16 protein-coding genes are annotated in these 15,838 nt (G+C 56.0%); 3 read left to right on the top strand and 13 right to left on the bottom strand.

Features of this window, described 5'->3' with window-relative positions:
- Positions 1-289 precede the first annotated feature (289 nt).
- The gene (locus tag AC1DIG_RS01685; RefSeq protein WP_019690161.1) at positions 290-562 is read left to right on the top strand and encodes a DUF1652 domain-containing protein; all 273 of its coding nucleotides are present in this window, start codon (positions 290-292) and stop codon (positions 560-562) included.
- Here the strand turns inward: AC1DIG_RS01685 and AC1DIG_RS01680 are convergent.
- Together AC1DIG_RS01680 and AC1DIG_RS01675 are read right to left on the bottom strand one after the other, a co-directional pair.
- A complete protein-coding gene (locus tag AC1DIG_RS01680; protein WP_477765858.1) occupies positions 559-957 on the bottom strand; it encodes a hypothetical protein in 399 nt (132 codons plus the stop codon). The genes AC1DIG_RS01685 and AC1DIG_RS01680 overlap by 4 nt on opposite strands.
- A gap of 96 nt (positions 958-1,053) precedes the next feature.
- Entirely contained in the window at positions 1,054-1,317 is a 264-nt protein-coding gene (locus tag AC1DIG_RS01675) for a DUF2790 domain-containing protein (protein WP_477765857.1), read from the bottom strand.
- A gap of 528 nt (positions 1,318-1,845) precedes the next feature.
- On the opposite strand from AC1DIG_RS01675, the gene AC1DIG_RS01670 reads away from it, so the two are divergent.
- The gene (locus AC1DIG_RS01670; protein WP_477765856.1) at positions 1,846-2,142 is read left to right on the top strand and encodes a hypothetical protein; all 297 of its coding nucleotides are present in this window, start codon (positions 1,846-1,848) and stop codon (positions 2,140-2,142) included.
- Between the two features lie 120 nt (positions 2,143-2,262).
- Here the strand turns inward: AC1DIG_RS01670 and AC1DIG_RS01665 are convergent, their stop codons facing one another.
- The 7 genes from AC1DIG_RS01665 to AC1DIG_RS01635 all read right to left on the bottom strand — a co-directional run bounded on the left by AC1DIG_RS01665 (position 2,263) and on the right by AC1DIG_RS01635 (position 8,847).
- Complete coding sequence (locus tag AC1DIG_RS01665) at positions 2,263-2,739, bottom strand: hypothetical protein (RefSeq protein ID WP_477765855.1); 477 nt, start codon at positions 2,737-2,739, stop codon at positions 2,263-2,265.
- A gap of 191 nt (positions 2,740-2,930) precedes the next feature.
- Positions 2,931-3,734 (bottom strand): hypothetical protein, encoded by an 804-nt coding sequence (locus AC1DIG_RS01660; RefSeq protein WP_477765854.1) that lies wholly within the window; start codon positions 3,732-3,734, stop codon positions 2,931-2,933.
- A gap of 254 nt (positions 3,735-3,988) precedes the next feature.
- Positions 3,989-5,110 carry a type VI immunity family protein gene (locus AC1DIG_RS01655; RefSeq protein ID WP_477765853.1) on the bottom strand — a complete coding sequence of 374 codons (1,122 nt, stop codon included), beginning with the start codon at positions 5,108-5,110 and terminating at the stop codon, positions 3,989-3,991.
- A gap of 12 nt (positions 5,111-5,122) precedes the next feature.
- Positions 5,123-5,512, bottom strand: a complete 390-nt coding sequence (locus tag AC1DIG_RS01650; RefSeq protein WP_477765852.1) for a hypothetical protein — start codon at positions 5,510-5,512, stop codon at positions 5,123-5,125.
- Positions 5,513-5,520: 8 nt separating this feature from the next.
- On the bottom strand, positions 5,521-6,078 hold the full coding sequence (locus AC1DIG_RS01645; protein ID WP_477765851.1) for a hypothetical protein: 558 nt from the start codon (positions 6,076-6,078) through the stop codon (positions 5,521-5,523).
- The gene (locus AC1DIG_RS01640) at positions 6,075-6,659 is read right to left on the bottom strand and encodes a transglycosylase SLT domain-containing protein (RefSeq protein ID WP_477766069.1); all 585 of its coding nucleotides are present in this window, start codon (positions 6,657-6,659) and stop codon (positions 6,075-6,077) included. Before AC1DIG_RS01640 ends, AC1DIG_RS01645 begins: the two co-directional genes overlap by 4 nt.
- Entirely contained in the window at positions 6,652-8,847 is a 2,196-nt protein-coding gene (locus AC1DIG_RS01635) for a type VI secretion system Vgr family protein (RefSeq protein ID WP_477765850.1), read from the bottom strand. Before AC1DIG_RS01635 ends, AC1DIG_RS01640 begins: the two co-directional genes overlap by 8 nt.
- 375 nt (positions 8,848-9,222) lie before the next feature.
- On the opposite strand from AC1DIG_RS01635, the gene AC1DIG_RS01630 reads away from it, so the two are divergent.
- On the top strand, positions 9,223-10,524 hold the full coding sequence (locus AC1DIG_RS01630) for an OprD family porin (protein ID WP_477765849.1): 1,302 nt from the start codon (positions 9,223-9,225) through the stop codon (positions 10,522-10,524).
- 115 nt (positions 10,525-10,639) lie between these two features.
- Here the strand turns inward: AC1DIG_RS01630 and AC1DIG_RS01625 are convergent, their stop codons facing one another.
- The 4 genes from AC1DIG_RS01625 to AC1DIG_RS01610 form a co-directional block, all read right to left on the bottom strand.
- Complete coding sequence (locus AC1DIG_RS01625; RefSeq protein WP_477765848.1) at positions 10,640-11,575, bottom strand: carbohydrate kinase family protein; 936 nt, start codon at positions 11,573-11,575, stop codon at positions 10,640-10,642.
- A 13-nt stretch (positions 11,576-11,588) separates the two neighbouring features.
- Positions 11,589-13,082 (bottom strand): xylulokinase, encoded by a 1,494-nt coding sequence (gene xylB, locus AC1DIG_RS01620; RefSeq protein ID WP_477765847.1) that lies wholly within the window; start codon positions 13,080-13,082, stop codon positions 11,589-11,591.
- A 157-nt stretch (positions 13,083-13,239) separates the two neighbouring features.
- Positions 13,240-14,712, bottom strand: a complete 1,473-nt coding sequence (locus AC1DIG_RS01615; protein ID WP_477765846.1) for a mannitol dehydrogenase family protein — start codon at positions 14,710-14,712, stop codon at positions 13,240-13,242.
- 15 nt (positions 14,713-14,727) lie between these two features.
- On the bottom strand, positions 14,728-15,831 hold the full coding sequence (locus AC1DIG_RS01610; RefSeq protein ID WP_477765845.1) for an ABC transporter ATP-binding protein: 1,104 nt from the start codon (positions 15,829-15,831) through the stop codon (positions 14,728-14,730).
- Between the last annotated feature and the right edge of the window lie 7 nt (positions 15,832-15,838).

The raw sequence follows: 15,838 nt of genomic DNA, 5'->3' as shown, positions 1-15,838 counted from the left end.
TGACCGCGAGCATTCTCACTGCGCTGGCCGCTCAATGCAAACCACGACGGCGAAGCTGGCAACGTGCGGGATGATGAGTGGCAATCATGCGTTTTGCATGAGGCCATCCAGCAGTTCGTCGCAAATCGATGATTTACTGACGGCCCGTCGTGCGAATTCCCGGGCATGACTTATGCTTCATTCCAATGCATGAAAAACACGTAGGAAAAACCGCGAGAGAAGGATAGGCAAGACTGACGGCGGTTAACCCGACGATTGATCGATGGTCCTATAAAAAGGGAGGGTTGTAATGTTTCTTTCTGCCTTGGAACTTCGCAATATCATTGAACACAGCTTTTTGCCTAAACGTTGCCAATGCACCTTGTCACCGGACCTGTCGATGACCGTCAAGGTCTACGACAACCACCAGACGGACCAACTGGATCTGGTGGTGACCGGCATCGACGCGACCGCTCTTAACGGCTGTCGTGAAATCAACGATCTGATCGCTGAATTGCGCCACGACCTGGAGGATCACACCCCCGGCAGCCATGTGCTCGCGTCAAAGGTCCGCGCGCATTAATCCACGGTTTCTGCGAACTCGACGGATACACGCTGGGTCTGGAGAAATGCCAGGCCCAGCGCAATCTCCACTGTCACTGCCAGCAAGATGCCTGGGCCGGCGTGGCCACTGAGCCATTCGCCGACACCCAGCGTGGCCAGCCCGAACCCCCCCACCACGAGACCGCTGCTCAGCGCGCTACGTGAAACGGATGGCGGCGCGTTGCGAGCCAGATAAAACATTACGCCCAATGCCACAAACAACACCGCGCCGCGTCTGGCCACCAACCCGGTTGCGTCCGAGTACCCGACACTCCAGGTCGACAGCATCACCTCGGGCATAAAGCCCCAGACCAGCGCCAGAACAAAACACAGACCAGCGGTAAACGTCGACAGTGTGCGAAACGACAACTGCATGGCGAATCCTTGCGGCAGTAAGGGGGAGGCCAAAGCATAACCTTTGGCCTGGCTCACGCCCATCGCCAAATGCCTGCCGCTGCGCAGCGCCATGACTCAGTTCTGATAGTTACAGGCATCCGACAGCTTGAGGTAGCTGATGTCCTCCTGTTTACCCACGTTGTCGATGAACTTCATCTCTGCCGTCACCACCTTGCAGTCTTGCGTTGTGGGCTCGGTCATCGAAACCACTTTCTTGACGTGCAGCGACATTCCGTAGTGATACGGCACAGGCTGGGAAGGTGCGGAGTCGGCCAGCGCCAGCCCGGTACACCCGGTGCAGGCGAGGGCAGAGGCCACCAGAAAAATACGCATGTTCATGAGAAATCTCCGGTGCAGACGTGAAGTCAGCGCGACACCTGACGATGTCGGCCCTGCCGCGCAGGGCGTCAGAAGATTCTGCGCGAACGCGGTCCAGTTAATTTTAGACCGCAGGATTAACCGGGGGTTAAGCTCGGTGGGGGTTCAGGTGATGGAGCGGTTATTGGTCTCTATCGCCTGCGGTGGCGCCCTGACACCGTTACGATAAAAACCTGAGCGAGCTTCGGCTGCTTCCTACAACGTCATAGGCATCGTCGCCTTTCGCCAATCAGCGGCAAGGGATTACTGTTTGCCGTCGCTGCAAAATCAGCGAACGGGTTTGGTCACCTGATAACAACCGTGCATATGTGTGCCATCATTCGCGCTGCGGACATCTATGTCCTCGTAGTGCGTTGTTATGGCGGCTGTGTGCGGGACGCCTTTAGGCGAGCCGATTGGTTGTTTCGGTTGACCAAGCCTGTACACAGTCCGCCTCCCATCGTTTGGTCACGATGCGGCGGTTACTTATCAAACAACCGAGTAATCCTAATGCCTACGTTAAATCCATTTCCCGATCGTTACCGCGCCATCAAAAGCAGTGTTACCGACTCAAACCCAATGGTCATCGACACCGAGGCCAATCCCCAAGACATACTTGAAGCCGCTCTGAACCGAATCCGTGCCTCCAGCGACCTGTTGGAGACGCTGCACTGCCAGTGCTTCAAACACGGCGATGTCCAGGACATTCCACACATTACTCATGCGCTGTATTTGCTGACTCAGGATGGTTGCGACCTGTTGAAGGTGGCTCAGCAGCGGATGTTGGGGTGGACAGCGCCAGTCTGACTTAACCATTGCACAACAAGCCCATCTCCCGAAAAAAACGGGCTTGTTTGTGCGAATCTTTTTATTGTGTCGTACAGCTTGGTTGATGGCCGTTTGGCGATCCTGAAGTCCTCTGTCTTTCTACTGCACCAACTGCATGAGACGGGGCATCAAAACATCAGTGGGATGCCAATCACGCAACGTCGGCAGCAACCCCTTGTTCCGACTCTTTTCGTAATCGTCGGCACCCTCCGGAACAATCAACTCATCCCACACGAAGTAGACCTTCGCGATGACGCCCGTTTGCACGTAGTACCTGGGCGACTCTCCTTGCACATCCGTCTCGAAATAGGCAGGGAGCGGACTATTTGAAAACACCACCGCCATGTTCACGCGCGTCACAGGACTGTCCGGACCAGCAAGAATCCTTACTTGAACTAGCGAAGTGGGAGGAAACATAGCCATCCAAAGCTCGCCAACTTTCCAAAGATCAACGATGCCCGGAAGGTCCGGTGCGAGCAGAATGATATCGGCTAAGTCCCATTCGTCTCCACCGGCCCGAATAGGCATAATGGGTGTCTGATCAGAGAAGTCGGGAAAGTCTTCACCATACAGCATGGCATCATTTTCGGAGTGGGCTTCTACCTTGGTAGACTCTGTTACAGCGACAGAACTCTGGTTAGCGTTATCACATCCCGCCAACACCAGAAATATTAATACCCATAAATATGCTATAAAATTTGCTCAAACTTAAATTTTAAAAGAGAGGGAGGGCACTTAACTACCCCTCTCTCTCAATGAAGAGTAATTTATTTTAGCGCTTTAATAGGCGGGTCTTGATAGCTACTGTCAATCTCTATACCTGCTTCAATCGCCTTTTTTTCACGAGCATCACGAATGGCTTTGTAGTTCTTAAGAAGGCCCGGCAACAACTCATTCCAGCGTGCCTTGTCTTTTGAGTCATTAAACTCAGGTGTCCAGTATTCGCGCTCTGTTGTAAAGTTCAAACTTACCAAATATGCTCCACGTTCATTAGGGGCGTCATCAGAGTCGCGCCGCTGTGCCCTCAGGGTTAGGTAATTTCCATTATTATAAAAATGCCAATCATAAAAATCGTCTACTTTCAACCACCGATCTAGATCCAGGTGATAGTCAGGATCTAACCATGGATGACTCAGGACATAGTCTCCAAGCACCTTACCAGGCGAGCTAATCTTATCATTTTGCGAACCTGATATCCGCGGATCGGACGGCGCATAATAATGAGTCCAGCCTGCTGATTTTATTTTTTCTAACAGGCTGTATAAGAAAGCCTGATATTCTTTATGCTTACTGCTGTCAGGGAGAGATCTAACGAACAAATCAAGGCTTTCTATGTTGTTCCCTACATCTTTATCAATCGCAATACTCACAGCTGCAACATCATCAAGTATCAAGGCCCCATTGACCTTCACAGAAGGTAGATCAGCATCGCCAAAGGACTTGTCAATTTTGTACCAGCACATGTTCACCTGCGACATGCACTCTTCAGAAAACTTCACAGGGCTTGTGGTCAACAAGCTGTCGATAGATTCCTGCAGTTGAATCTCGACTAACGACTTCTTGCCAGCCATAGAACCACTCCCAGTGTCTGCATCACCACAGGCACCAAGAAAGAAAAATAGTAAAAAGCAGTAAAGCCTCATGCTGCGATTTTCCAAATAGAAACAATTTCGATGGGACAAAAGTGGGGGGCATCGCCGAGCATCAGCTTATGGCCGCTGGCACTGTGCTGGAAGTGAAAGTGAATGATCACAGGTTTTATCGGTGCTCGTACAAAGGGCGAGTGAATTCGCCCTTTTGCAGGTAACGCGAAAGCAGGGCGGGTTTATTGGTCCGACCAGTACCAAAGCGTATCGCCCCAACTGGAATCACTGAAACCAGGCATTATTTCGCCCTGTTGGAAATAACGGCGCGAATTGGCTTGTGCAGGGGTGAACCAATAACCCGCTTTGCTGCAGGGTTGGCCAGACTCAATACGAGAAGGGTGGTTTGTCCTGTCCTCATCTTGATCAAAACGTGCGTACCAACGATCGGTACTTTCCTGCTCGAAGCAATCGCCATATGGCGAGTAGCTGTGAAGCTGGTCAGGATTCGGGATGCGGACATGCTTCACTACGTTATTGACTGCTACGTATGGCACAGGGAGACCATCCTCCAAAGCTCCCAGCTCGGGGAACTGGCCTGCACGTATTATCAAACCATTGTTGTAGTTGATAACTTCAATATCCCCACGACCACTGAAAGCGTGGCGTATAGCGTTTTCGCCGCCCAGACGATCCATAAAAAGCGAGCCCAATACGGTGTACCAGTTCACGCCCTTAATGTGATTAAGCAGCTCCCGCTTGGAGTTATGCACCATGGAGTCCACTTCCAACCCAGAAAACTGCTGAGCCAACTGGTATTCCATAGGCATGTAACTGTCGTAGTCAAAAGGTAATACACTAGAAAGCCCGCTGTAACCGTGTTCGGCCTTGACCTGTTCGCAAAGGTAGACGAGCCATTGCTGAAAGCGGGTTGGGCCATCAGCTTCTTTGAGGATGGACCAAGGCAGCACGAGTTTCAGGTACGAGCGCTTCTGCTCTCCGTGAATCTCAAAGGAATTCAGTGCTGAAAGACTGTATTCAGGTGCTTCTCCGGCAGTCGTGGCACTGCTGATATGCCACTCATATTGTTCGTTAGGACCCGTATTGAGGATTTTGTCTGTCGTTTTCTCAAAACTGCTGGGGGTTAGCTTTTTATATGTCTTATCAAATTGTCCAGTGAGATGAGAGCCGAACTCATTATTGAATCGAGCGAAGCACTCCATCACTTTTTGCTTGCTTTCAGGCGTGTACCCCTCTTTAAAGTAGAGCGTGGCGATCAGTCCCAGCCTAACTACAGGGGTTCCATCGGGTAGCTCAAAGGACAAGTCCGGAGCTCGATCAGTTAGTTTTTCCAGTACGTTCATAGTGACTCTCTTCTAACCGGCAGTGACGGCTGCGGAAACTGCTGCACCGCTCAAAATACTTGCCAATAAGGCCCAAGAAAGCTGGGCTAACCGAATGATTACTAATAAACCTGCGACGATAGTGGTCGGAATGCCCGCTGCTACAACCGCTGCGCCTATAGCGAAAGCCACCACAACAGTAGCTGCTGCGATCCCTAGATCAATGAGGACCTGAAGCCAGTCGACTTGACGCAACAACTCCAGTGACAGATCGGTGTAACGCTGGACTTCTTTCCAGACCGCACGCAGTTGCTCATCAGTCCAGCGAACCACTTTTGCGCCCGTTTCACTGATCCACTCCCAAGCTTTTTGCGACTCGCGACGAACCCATTCCTGGCAGGAGTGCGCTCTTGGCTGTGCCATTAGCTGTGTTACTGTTTAGGGTTGTTCAGTTCAATCAGCTCTCCGTCACTTGTACTAGAGGTTGTTGGTAACTCATCTACTTCAAGATAAGTGTCATTTTTTCCGTAGATCAAATATTTGTGGGAGCTCTCATTGCCCGTGTTCTCAAAAATCACTTGAGTATCCTGTTTGGATATTCGCACCCAGCGAGGACGATTTCTTTCAGCGAAATCGATGCGTGCTATCTGGTCAGTGGTTGAGTCAAAATAATATAAAGCGCCTTGTAGGAAGTTTGAAGTGAACTCACCAGAAATCACTAGTGCTTTTATGTTCGAGTGATTTGAAACGCACTGCCACTGAACTGCGGCACCTCGAGAGGCATCTAAACCTTTGAAGATGAATCGGGTTTTTTGGGAGTGGCGGACTTTATAGATGTAAGAGTCAACGATAGGTGAGCTGCGCAGCAACTCAACCGTGTTTTTGGGGCCTGCCAGTTCGCAACTGACTACAGTTTTTAAAAGAGGTTGTGCGGCAAAGGCCTCAGCACTAAGTGCAATAAGTGCAATACCAAGTAAGAACTGTCTCATTTGACCATGTCCCTCAAAATCTGCATTGAATCGGGGGCTGCATGAAGCTTCTCCGAGGCAGCCTTTATCTTGCGGTAATACACACCGTTCTGTTTGTCACGATAATCCTTGTAGGCCTCAACGATCGGCTCTGCTGCGCCTTTACGTTTTTGCCGTTGGATAAGTATCTCAAGGTATCTGGTGCCAGCGCGTATGTTCGTCCCCTCATCCACAAATTGAGCGCTGTCATGAAATTTATCAGCTTCACGGTATAGCGTCGCTTCATCCGAGCGTTGCGCTTTCGGCTTGCGCAAATTTTCAACTCGATATAACTCACGTACAGCCCCCTTAAGAAGCTGTAGTAAACCGCGAGCGCTGCTGCCAGACGCATGTGCATCTGCGTCAAAGCGGGACTCCATGTAGATGTGACAAATTATTGTGTCGGTGTCGACGGATGACTCATTATTAGCCTCTACCAGCTTTCTGATTTCTTTCAGTCTCTTGCTGTCATCAATGGCCACCAATGCGGAGTTTTTATCCGCCGTAGGAGTCAAGGTTTTCTGGCTGGTGGTCAGCGGTTTTTTTTTCGGCACGTTAAGCATCCCACTGAGGGTTGATTGGAGGGACGTCATCGTAAATTTCAATTACCGCCGTTTCAGCCTCGACGCTCGTTACCTTTCTCGTCCGTCCGTGCTCATCGGTACGGCCTACGAGATTCTTTCCCGATGATGTTTTGATGACATAAGGGAAGTTACTCAGAGGTAAACCGCTGTTCTGGTCAGTAATTAAGAAATCCATGTCGTAATCTATAGTCTTTGGGACTTCTTTACGGGCGAGAAGATTGCCGGATTTTTCACTGGGTGCTGGTATGGGGATCAATGGCGCGAGAATCTGAATACCAGAGCCCGATCCCGGCCCACCCCCGGAATTCACCTTCACCTCAGCCCCACTAATCGTCACACCCCCCGCATCAACCTTGACGAAACTCCCCCCAGCCTTGGCCGTCAGTTCCATCCCGCCTTCCACCACCACCTTTTCACCGGCGTGGTAATGAATCTCCGTCCCCGCTTCAACAAACTGTGCCGTGCCGACCTTCACATGCTGGGTCACGCCCACCGTCAGGTGATCATCGGCTCGGGCCTCGGTCTTGCGATCCAGATGAGTGATGCGATGCTCTTCGGCCTTGAGTTCGGTGAGGGTGTTGGCTTCGACGGTGTCGTGGCGTTCGTTGCCGACGCGGATTTTCTGGTCGTGTTCGACGTTTTCGTCCCAGTCGCGTTGGGCGTGGAGGTAGATCTGTTCGGCGCCTTTCTTGTCTTCGATGCGGAATTCGTTGTAGCCCTTGCCGCCCGGTGAGCTGAGGGTTTTGAAGGTGCTGCGGGTTTTGTTCGCCGGCAGGTCGTAGGGGACGACGTTTTCCTTGTGGTACAGGCAGCCGGTGACCAGCGGCTGGTCGGGATCGCCTTCGAGGAAGGTCACCAGCACTTCCATGCCGATGCGCGGGATGGCGATGCCGCCGTAGGCGCTGCCGGCCCAGCCGGTGGCGACGCGAACCCAGCAGCTGGTCTTGTCGTCGGCCTGGCCGTCGCGGTCCCAGAAAAACTGCACCTTGATGCGGCCGTATTGATCGCAGTGGATTTCTTCGCCTTTGGGGCCGGTGACCACCGCGGTCTGGCTACCCAGGACTTTCGGTTTCGGGTGTTCGAGGGCAGGGCGGAAGTGCGCGTCCCACGGGGTGGCGAGGAAACGGTTGCGGTAACCCTGGTGGAAGTCATCCTTGTTCTGGGTGACGTCGCTGGTGACATTTTCGCCGAGCACTTGCGGCTGTTTGCCTTCGTGAATGACTTCCAGCAGCAGCCAGAGGTCGTTCCACTCGGCGCGTGGGTGTTCGCTCAAGGCCAGGAAATGCCCGCTGACCAGGATCGGTTGATCGCTTTTGCCTTCAGCCAGTTGGTAGTCGCTGCGATGACGTTCGAGGGCGCGGGTTGCCAGTTGCTTGCCGCGTTCGCGGTCGGTGAAACGTCCGGGATAGTCGTAGTCTTCCAGGTCTGGCAGGAATGCACTGCTGGCCGCGCCTTCAGGCAGGATGCGCGGCTTTTCGAAGTCGTAATCGCGGCGGCTGACACGACTGGTGCGGGTTTCCAGGCGCAGGTTGAAGCGCTTGATCACCGGTTTGTCGGCGCTCATGCCGGAGTCTTGCTGATAGGGCACCGGCGCCAGTTTGCGGAACACCGTCTGGTCATCGCCGAACACCAGCTTGTGGCCGCTGGCACTGTGCTGGAAGTGAAAGTGGATGCCTTCTTCTTCGCACAGACGCTGGATGAAATGCAGGTCGGACTCGTCGTACTGCACGCAGTACACGCGCTCGGGGTAGATCGCGCCCAGCTGGAAACTGTAGGCGTCGGACAGAATGCCGCGGGCTTCGAGGACCTGAGCGATAATCTTCGGCACGCTCAGTTGCTGGAAAATCTGCTGGTCATGGTTGTGTCGCAGGTAGTTGAGCTGCGGCGTCAGGCTGATGCTGTAACGCGTCAGGCTTTTGCCCGAATCGCCTTGGGCGATGCGGTAGACCAGGCCATGAATGACGCCTTCGCCGGTAGCGCCGAAGGTCAGGCAGGCAGGTTTGTGCAGCAGCTCTTCAAGCTTCAGATCGGGACGGGAACTGACCAGTTCGATGTCAAAACAGAACGGCTGATTGAGGGCTTCGCGGCCAACGAAACTGAGTACCTGAAGGTCAGTGGAAACACCTTCGAGGGTAAGAGAAATATGGGTAGCGTTAGCATCCAGCATGCCTTTGATTCCGTCCTTTGAATAACCAGGCGGCGATGGTGCAGGATTAAACCTGCTGGTTCAAGGCGCAAATGGACTAGAGGCGGGCTGTGGCAGGTATGGGGAAAACCCCTATTTACAGGGTTCAGGCCAATGAATTCGGGCGTTCGGTAAACAGTGCGAGGTCGTTAAGCGCTATGGGTAACTTATCGGTGGGCAGCAATTGGCAGTCATTTTCAGACTAAAGTCGCCTGTGTCAGCTAGCAGCCATCTGCCACCATTGGCAATCACCCCCGTAACTTTTCACTTCATTGCGGCGAACCCTTTCGCTGGATGAACGCTATTTGTGTTGGCTGATTGTCCTGTCGCAAAGATGCACTGTTGGAGCTTTTTTTCATGCGTCCCCCGTTTCCCCTCATCACACCGTGCCCGGTTCTGGGCTTCGGCGCTTTACTGCTGTGCGCAGGTTTTACCGCGCAATCCCAGGCCAGCGGTTTTATCGAAGACAGCAGCGCCAAAATCGAATCACGCACGGTGTATTTCAACCGCGATTTCCGTGACGGGCATACCTCGAACCAGCAAGGTGCGTCGAAGCGTGACGAGTCGGCCCAGGGGTTCATTCTCAATCTGCAATCGGGCTACACCGACGGCACCGTAGGGTTCGGTGTCGATGCGTTGGGCATGCTCGGGCTCAAGCTCGACTCCAGCCCCGACAGCAGCAACAGCGGTCTGTTGCCGTCCACCGGCGAGAATCCGCGTGGCTCGAAAGACCAATACGCCAAGCTGGGTCTGACGGCCAAAGTCCGGGTTTCGCAAAGTGTCCTGAAGTACGGCGCGTTACTGCCTGACTTGCCATTGCTGAAGTACAACGATGGTCGTCTGCTGCCGACGATGTTCAACGGTGCGATGCTCACATCGAAAGAATTCAAGGACCTGACCTTCACGGCCGCGCGCCTCGACAAGTACACCGCCCGGGACTCCACCGACGCCCAGGACATCCGCGTGCACTGCAAGAACAAGCGTTACGCCTGCAACGTCACGGCTGATCACTTCGATATGTATGGTATCGATTACAAGATCAACGAGCGCCTGACCGCTCAGTACCATTACGCCGAACTGGAAGATATCTACCGTCAGCACTTTGTCGGTTTGCTGGCCAATCAGCCATTAGGCTCGGGCCTGTTGAAGGCTGACTTGCGCGTATTCGATAGTGCCGACATCGGCGCAGCTCGCGCTGGCTCCATCGAGAACCGCGCCTTGAGTGGCATGCTCGGCTACGCCATCGACGGTCACACGCTGAGTGCCGGCTGGCAGCGAATGATCGGAGACAACTCGATGCCGTATCTGGATGGCAGCAACCCGTATTTGGTCAACTATGTGCAGGTCAACGACTTCGCTGCGGCCCAGGAACGCTCCTGGCAGCTGCGCTACGACTACGACTTCAAGGCCATCGGCCTGAATGGCTTGAGCTTCCTGACCCGCTATGTGAATGGCGATCACATCAAGGTACCGGGCAGCGAGCAGGAAGGCCGGGAATGGGAACGCGACAGCGAGCTCAAGTACGTGGTGCAGAGCGGGACGTTCAAGGATCTGAGCCTGCGGTTGCGCAACGCGACGTACCGGACCAACTACGAGAAGTTCGCCCGGGATGTGGATGAGACCCGGTTGATTGTGAGTTACAACTTTTCGATTCTGTAGAGCCTGACAGAATGCCATCGCGAGCAAGCTCGCTCCCACATTGGATCTTCATGTGATGCAAATTCTGCATACACTCAGATCCCCTGTGGGAGCGAGCTTGCTCGCGATGAGGCCCTCACAACTGATGCCGATACGGCAAATCCGGCCCGGTCTTGCTGCAGGTCAGGGCCGCAGCGCTGATGGCAAACCTGAGCATCGCGTCGATCTGTTCGCGGCTCAAGCGCTGCAAGCCGTCGACCGAATCGAGCTGTTGCTCGGTCAGCCAGGTAATCAGCGCAGCCTGGAAGGTGTCGCCGGCACCGACGGTGTCGGCAATGACCACCTTGCTTGCTGGCGCGGACCAGCTGCCGTGGCGGCGGCTGAACACCGTCGCGCCCTGGCCGCCACGGGTCAGGAACACCAATTGGCAGCGATGCTCCAGCCAGCCGTCGATCACACTCTGTGGCTCTCGGCCCGGATACAGCAGGCTCAAGTCTTCGTCGCTGACCTTGATCAGGTCGGCATGCTTTACCAACTCGGCAATCCGTGAGCGCCATAACTCGATGTTCGGCTCGGGATTGAGCCGCACATTCGGGTCGAGGCTGATCAGGCGTTTGCCGCTTTCCCGGCGCACCAGTGCCAGCAGCGTATCGGCAATCGGTTGCACCACCAGCGAAAACGAGCCGATGTGCAGACCGCGCACCTCGTCGTTCAACTCCGGCAGATGGCCAAGCGTGAGCTGGCGATCAGCGCAGCCTTCACCGCGAAAGCTGTAATGCGGTGAGCCGTTGGCCCCGACTGCGACCATCGCCAGGGTGGTTGGCGCGTCGAAGTCCAGCAAATAATCCGCACGTACTCCTTCGTCCGCCAGCACTTGCTGCAAGCGACGGCCGAGGTAGTCGGTGGACAGCCCGGCGAACAGCGCCGAGTCCACCCCCAATCGGCGCAAGCCGACCGCCACGTTGAACGGTGATCCGCCGGCAATTGCCTTGTAATTCACGGTCGAGGCCTGACCGCTGGCCGCGTTTTCGCTGAAGAAATCGAACAGTGCTTCACCACACACCAGATACATAGTTGTTCACTCTTTAAAGGGTTGCGACCTGTTGTCGATAGCGCTCATAGGCCTGTTGGTAGGCCGCTACATTCGCCGCGACGGGTTGGGTTTCGCTGCTGGGGTCGAGGCTGACACAGCGCTCGCACAACGCCAACAGACTTTGCTGGGTGCCGGTCCCGGATTCGCACCACGCCGCTTGAATCGCCGCACCGAGTGCTGCGGCCTCGCTGTGTTCGGTGCACACCACCGGGGTATTCATGATGTCCGCGACGATCTGCCGCCACACCGGGCTTTTCGAGCCGCCACCGGTGAGACGAATGCTGCGGCTCTGCAATCCGTTGTGACGCAGCAGGTCCAGACCATAACGCAAACCGAAGGTGGTGCCTTCAACCACCGCGCGGCAGAGGTTGGCCTGGGTCAGGTTGCTCATGTTCAGCCCCAGCAGGCTGCCGCTGGCATGGGGCAGGGCAGGGACGCGCTCGCCATTGAGGAACGGCAGCATGCTCACGCCTTCGGCGCCAATCGGGGCCTGTTCGACCCGGGCATTGAACTGTGAGAGGTCCAGTTCGAACAACTCACGCACTGCGCTGGTCGCGTTGGTCAGGTTCATCGTGCAAATCAACGGTAGCCAGCCGCCACTGGAGGAGCAGAACGTTGCGACTGACGCGTCCGGGCTGACGTTGGGCTGTTCGGCGTAGGCATACACGGTGCCCGAAGAACCCAGGCTCATGGTGATTGCACCCGGCTGGATATTGCCGGTGCCGAGGGCGCCCATCATGTTGTCGCCGCCACCGCTAGCGACCAGCGCCTTTGGGTTGATACCCAAGCGTTCGGCGATGTTTGGCAATATCGTGCCGACCGCTTGATGCGCCTCCAGCAGTTCGGGCAGTGCCGCTTGCAAACGGCCACTGGGGTCGATGTCGGCCAGTAGCTCTGCGTCCCATTGGCGACTTCGCACATTGAAGTAGCCGGTACCCGAAGCGTCGCCGAACTCGCTGCAGCAGCGCCCGGTCAGCCAATAGTTGAGGTAATCGTGAGGCAACAGAATGTGAGCGATGCGGGCGAAAATCTGCGGGTGCTGCTCTTGGGTCCACAACAGTTTGGACACGGTATAGCCCGGTGCGATGGCCACGCCGAGACGTTCCAACGAACCGCTTTCACCGCCCAGATGCGCCAGCAACCGACCGTTTTCTGCGGTGGTTTCAGTGTCGCACCAGAGCTTGGCCGGGCGCAGGACCTGGCCTTGTTCATTGAGCAGGACCAGCCCATGTTGCTGACCTGAGACGCCAATGCCGAGAATCTCCTGGCCGCTGATGTTGGCGGCAAGCAAGGCCTGGCGAGTGGCGATGGTCAAGGCCTCCAGCCATTGGGCCGGGTCTTGTTCACGACGGCCATTGGCGCTGCTGATCAGGCTGTGGGCGGCGGCGCCTTGACCGAGAACTTTACCGCTGCGCGAATCGAGGATCAGCGCTTTGGTGCCCTGGGTACCGCAGTCGATGCCGAGGAATAATTGCTGGTTTGCCATGGAAGATCCTTGGTGTGTCAGGTAGATCTCGGTGAACCCATTCGCGAGCAAGCTCGCTCCCACAGTAGATCTTCAGTGAACACAGATTTTGTGCTCGACAACGATTAATGTGGGAGCGGGCTTGCCCGCGAAGACGGTAGCAGGTTCACTATCGTGCTTACGCCAACACCCGCTCCAGCGTCCGCGTCACGCCATCTTCACGCAAGCTGTTACAGCACCACTCGAACGCCGCAACAAATTCCGCGGATTGGGGGATCGCCGTGCCAAAGATCTCCTCAACCTCCAGCAACCGCTGAGTGATCAACGCATCATCGGCCACCAGCGCCTGACAGAGCTCGGCACGCGGGTCGGGAATCGGGTAGGTATCGCCATTCTCATCCACGCCCTTCAAATAGATCGCCCACGCTGCCACCACCAACGCCGCACGCCGGGTCTCGCGGCCATCGGCAATCAAGCGGTTGATGGTCGGTACGGTGAACTTGGGAAACTTCGACGAGCCGTCAGAACAAACCCGCGCCAGTTGATCGGCAATCGCCTGATTGGAGAAGCGTTCGACCAGGGTGTTCTTGTACTGCGTCAGGTCAATGCCCGGCACCGGCGCCAATTGCGGCGTTACGTCCAGGTCCATGTAGGCGCGCATGTAACGCACGAACAGCGGATCGTTCATGGTTTCGTGGACGAAGCGATAGCCCTTGAGAAAGCCCAGGTAGGTCAGGGCCAGGTGGCTGCCGTTGAGCAGTTTGATTTTCATCTCTTCGTAAGGCGTGACGTCGTTGGTGAACTGCACGCCGACTTTTTCCCAGGCCGGGCGACCGTTGACGAAGTTGTCTTCCAGCACCCATTGCACGAAGGGTTCGCAGACCACCGGCCATAGATCGTCGATGCCGTGCTCGTCGTGCAGGTGCAAACGGTGAGCCGAGCTGGTCATCGGGGTAATGCGATCGACCATGGCGTTAGGGAAGCTGACGTGTGCAGCGATCCAGTCCCGCAGATCGGCATCACGCAGGGCGGCGAAGGCCAGCAGTGCCTTGCGGGTGACCGCGCCGTTGTGTGGCAGGTTATCGCAGGACATCAGGGTGAACGCTGGAATGCCGGCGGCGCGGCGTTTGGCCAGGGCCGCGCAGAGGAAGCCGAACACGGTTTTCGGTGTGTTCGGATGCGCCAGGTCATGCTGGATCTGTGGCAACTGGGCCATGAACTCGCCCGTGCTGTCGTCGATGCAATAGCCGCCCTCGGTGATAGTCAGCGAGACGATGCGAATGTCCGGGTTGGCGAGTTTGTCGATCAGCGCCTGGGTGTCGTCTTCGGCCAGCAGCATGTCGCTGATGGCGCCGATGACTCGTACTTCGGTGTCGCCGCTATCGCCCAGCTCGAACAGCGTGAACAGGTAGTCCTGGCTGGCCAGGTCATCCCGGGCGCGGCGATCTTCGGCACGCAGGCCGACGCCGCAGATGCTCCAGTCCAGGCCTTCTCCGGTGTTCATCAAGGCATCGGTGTAATAGGCCTGATGGGCGCGATGGAAACCGCCGACGCCGATGTGTGCGATACCGTGGCGAGCCGCACTCAGGGCGTAGGCGGGTAGAGCCACTTCAGCTGCCAGACGGGTGAGGTTGGGTTTGTTCAGTTTCATGTCGGATCTCGGCAATCAGGCAGCGGCGCGCAGCGGTCTGGCCACCGCCACCCCGTTGGCATCGAATAAGTGGCAGTGTTCGGCATCCAGGTGCAGGCTCAGCTGTTCGCCATAACGGCTCGCCAGATCCCCGCGAATGCGCATGGTCAGCGCTTCACCGGAGGCGGTCAGGACGTGGCAGAAGGTGTCGCTGCCCAGGCGTTCGCTGACGTCGGCAGTGACTTGCAAGGTGCAGTCGCCGGGTTGCGCCAGTTCCAGATGTTCCGGACGAATACCCAGTGTCACCGCGCCGCCAATGCTCAGGTTGGCACCGCTCAGCGGCAATGTGATGCGAGTGCCGGCGTCCAGTAGCACTTCACAGTTCTGGCGTTCGACACGGGTGACCTTACCCTTGAGAAAGCCCATTTTCGGGGTGCCGAGAAAGCCTGCGACAAACAGGTTGGCCGGCTGGTGATAGAGCTCCAGCGGCGAGCCGACCTGTTCGATCCGGCCGCCGTTGAGCACCACGACTTTGTCAGCCAGGGTCATGGCTTCGACCTGGTCGTGGGTCACGTAAATCATCGTTGCCTGCAGTTCTTTGTGCAGCCGCGCCAGTTCCAGGCGCATCTGTACCCGCAGGGCGGCGTCGAGGTTGGAGAGTGGTTCATCGAACAGGAAGATTTTCGGGTTGCGCACAATCGCCCGGCCGATCGCCACGCGCTGACGCTGGCCACCGGAGAGCTGTTTCGGTTTGCGTTCGAGCATCGGCCCGAGTTCGAGAATACGTGCCGCTTCGCTGACCTTTTTCTCCACCTCGGCCTTGTTCACCCCGGCCAGGTCGAGGGCGAAGGACATGTTCTTGCGCACGCTCATGTGCGGATACAAGGCGTAGGTCTGGAACACCATCGCCAGGTCGCGCTTGGCCGGGCTGACTTCGGTGATGTCGCGCCCATCCAGTTCGATGGTGCCGGCAGTGACTTCTTCCAGCCCGGCGATCAGTCGCAGCAGAGTCGATTTACCGCAACCGGACGGGCCGACGAAGACCACGAACTCGCGGTCGTTCACTTCAAGGTCGATGCCTTTGATGATGGAAAAGCCTTCGAAACCTTTTTGCAGATTCTTGATTTTCAGGTGGGCCATGACGGGC

Source organism: Pseudomonas sp. 05N431 (genome assembly GCF_056397005.1).
Note: the sequence above shows the minus strand (reverse complement) of the source record. Positions and strands in the feature narration are given on the sequence as shown.